The sequence below is a fragment of the Methylobacterium sp. Leaf399 genome (assembly GCF_001424525.1).
Taxonomy (GTDB): domain Bacteria; phylum Pseudomonadota; class Alphaproteobacteria; order Rhizobiales; family Beijerinckiaceae; genus Methylobacterium.
Genome location: NZ_LMQK01000012.1, coordinates 472,501 through 475,404, shown reverse-complemented (window position 1 = coordinate 475,404; position 2,904 = coordinate 472,501). Strand labels below are relative to the sequence as shown.

General features: G+C 55.6%; 1 protein-coding gene, 2 tRNA genes and 2 rRNA genes (1 of these 5 only partly in view). All 5 read left to right on the top strand.

From position 1 onward, the window contains the following. Window positions 1-204: hypothetical protein (locus ASG40_RS21910; protein ID WP_210168792.1), on the top strand; the 204-nt coding region annotated here is incomplete at its 5' end. Window positions 205-493: 289 nt separating this feature from the next. Further along, a 16S ribosomal RNA gene (locus ASG40_RS10290) occupies window positions 494-1,978 on the top strand. Window positions 1,979-2,160: 182 nt separating this feature from the next. Then, a tRNA-Ile gene (locus ASG40_RS10285) sits at window positions 2,161-2,237 on the top strand. A gap of 37 nt (window positions 2,238-2,274) precedes the next feature. Further along, a tRNA-Ala gene (locus ASG40_RS10280) sits at window positions 2,275-2,350 on the top strand. Window positions 2,351-2,656: 306 nt separating this feature from the next. After that, window positions 2,657-2,904: ribosomal RNA gene (locus tag ASG40_RS10275) — 23S ribosomal RNA — on the top strand (it continues 2,572 nt past the right edge of the window). The 16S and 23S rRNA genes sit together here with 2 tRNA genes alongside, the layout of an rRNA operon.

Below are 2,904 nucleotides of genomic sequence, written 5' to 3'. Positions count from 1 at the left end.
GCGGTTTCGCTTCCTGGCGGTGTTGTTGTTTTCACCTTTTGGATTGGCTGGCTGGTGCTGAGCTGTAATGGCTTGGCGGTGGCTGTGTTTTTGTCTTTTGGGTGTGTGTTGGTTTTGGCGATCTGGTTTGGTCTGGATTTGCTGGGGTTGACACGGAGTTTCGGGGGTTTTAGACGGCTCCCACCGCTGAGGCGGACCTTCTGACGGAAGGTTCGGTATCACGGTTCTCCGAGAGCTTCAAGTGGGTTGTACCCTGGAAACGGGGTCTCTAGTTGGTTTTCGGGTGTCTTTCCTGGTTGTGAGACCGGGCGCTCTTTGACAAGTGAATCTGAGAAAGAGAAGCGTGGGCGGCGTCTTGTCCTTGCGGACCTCCTGTAGCGGGAGGTCATGTGAGACGATAGGCCGACACGTTTCGTAAGCTCACACCGGAACGACGGAAACGTCTTTCGGTTTGTGTGCTTCCGTTATGATGTGATCGGCTAGATCAACTCTTCAACTTGAGAGTTTGATCCTGGCTCAGAGCGAACGCTGGCGGCAGGCTTAACACATGCAAGTCGAGCGGGCACCTTCGGGTGTCAGCGGCAGACGGGTGAGTAACACGTGGGAACGTACCCTTCGGTTCGGAATAACTCTGGGAAACTAGAGCTAATACCGGATACGCCCTTTTGGGGAAAGGTTTACTGCCGAAGGATCGGCCCGCGTCTGATTAGCTAGTTGGTGGGGTAATGGCCTACCAAGGCGACGATCAGTAGCTGGTCTGAGAGGATGATCAGCCACATTGGGACTGAGACACGGCCCAAACTCCTACGGGAGGCAGCAGTGGGGAATATTGGACAATGGGCGCAAGCCTGATCCAGCCATGCCGCGTGAGTGATGAAGGCCTTAGGGTTGTAAAGCTCTTTTGTCCGGGACGATAATGACGGTACCGGAAGAATAAGCCCCGGCTAACTTCGTGCCAGCAGCCGCGGTAATACGAAGGGGGCTAGCGTTGCTCGGAATCACTGGGCGTAAAGGGCGCGTAGGCGGCCATTCAAGTCGGGGGTGAAAGCCTGTGGCTCAACCACAGAATTGCCTTCGATACTGTTTGGCTTGAGTATGGTAGAGGTCAGTGGAACTGCGAGTGTAGAGGTGAAATTCGTAGATATTCGCAAGAACACCAGTGGCGAAGGCGGCTGACTGGACCATTACTGACGCTGAGGCGCGAAAGCGTGGGGAGCAAACAGGATTAGATACCCTGGTAGTCCACGCCGTAAACGATGAATGCTAGCTGTTGGGGTGCTTGCACCTCAGTAGCGCAGCTAACGCTTTAAGCATTCCGCCTGGGGAGTACGGTCGCAAGATTAAAACTCAAAGGAATTGACGGGGGCCCGCACAAGCGGTGGAGCATGTGGTTTAATTCGAAGCAACGCGCAGAACCTTACCATCCCTTGACATGTCGTGCCAGCCGGAGAGATCCGGGGTTCCCTTCGGGGACGCGAACACAGGTGCTGCATGGCTGTCGTCAGCTCGTGTCGTGAGATGTTGGGTTAAGTCCCGCAACGAGCGCAACCCACGTCCTTAGTTGCCATCATTCAGTTGGGCACTCTAGGGAGACTGCCGGTGATAAGCCGCGAGGAAGGTGTGGATGACGTCAAGTCCTCATGGCCCTTACGGGATGGGCTACACACGTGCTACAATGGCGGTGACAGTGGGACGCGAAGGAGCGATCTGGAGCAAATCCCCAAAAACCGTCTCAGTTCAGATTGCACTCTGCAACTCGAGTGCATGAAGGCGGAATCGCTAGTAATCGTGGATCAGCATGCCACGGTGAATACGTTCCCGGGCCTTGTACACACCGCCCGTCACACCATGGGAGTTGGTCTTACCCGACGGCGCTGCGCCAACCGCAAGGGGGCAGGCGACCACGGTAGGGTCAGCGACTGGGGTGAAGTCGTAACAAGGTAGCCGTAGGGGAACCTGCGGCTGGATCACCTCCTTTCTAAGGATGCTTCTTTAGTGACGCTCATCGTGATGGTGAGCCGCTCCTCTCGAGGCGTCATTGGATACACATGGGGCCAGTCAGGCCCCGATTGGCGGGGCAGGGCGCCGTCCTCGTTTCTCTTTCTCATTTCCGGATAGCGTGATCGGTGCACCGTTCAGTCGGCGCGCCTCGATCTGCTTGGGCCTGTAGCTCAGGTGGTTAGAGCGCACCCCTGATAAGGGTGAGGTCGGACGTTCGAGTCGTCCCAGGCCCACCATTCTCTTTGCACCACGATCTCTTCGCAATCGCAGTCAGGGGCCATAGCTCAGCTGGGAGAGCGGTTGCTTTGCAAGCATCAGGTCGTCGGTTCGATCCCGACTGGCTCCACCATTCCTCTCCCCGCACGGGTCGAGGGTCGAATGGCTTCGAGCTGGTTTTGTCCTATCCGGAAGCACACAGAGTTTTGCTGCCTGGTCGATCCCCTGAGGATCGCCGGGAAAGCGAAAATCGACATCGTTTAGAGGGAATGTAGCCGGATTGGCAGCGAGAGCTGGTCCTGTCCGGTTATGTTCGGCAAGCATAAGATTTTCTGGTTCGAAAGGGCCGGGAAATCGGTCTTTTTGTTTTTTTGACCGAGACGCTTTTGGGTCCTGGCGCAACGCCAGGTGTCAAAAAGCGGACATCGATCATGAGAGCGATCAAGTGCCTTAAGAGCATTCGGTGGATGCCTTGGCGCTGAGAGGCGATGAAGGACGTGGTACGCTGCGATAAGCCTTGGGGAGCTGCGAACGAGCTTTGATCCAGGGATTTCCGAATGGGGAAACCCACCTTCGATCTTTTGTATTGTGGGTTCAGACAGTCGGAAACGCTTGTTTGGGTCTTCACTACAATTGATCATATGAAGGTATCAAATCCTGAATACATAGGGGTTTGAAGCGAACCCG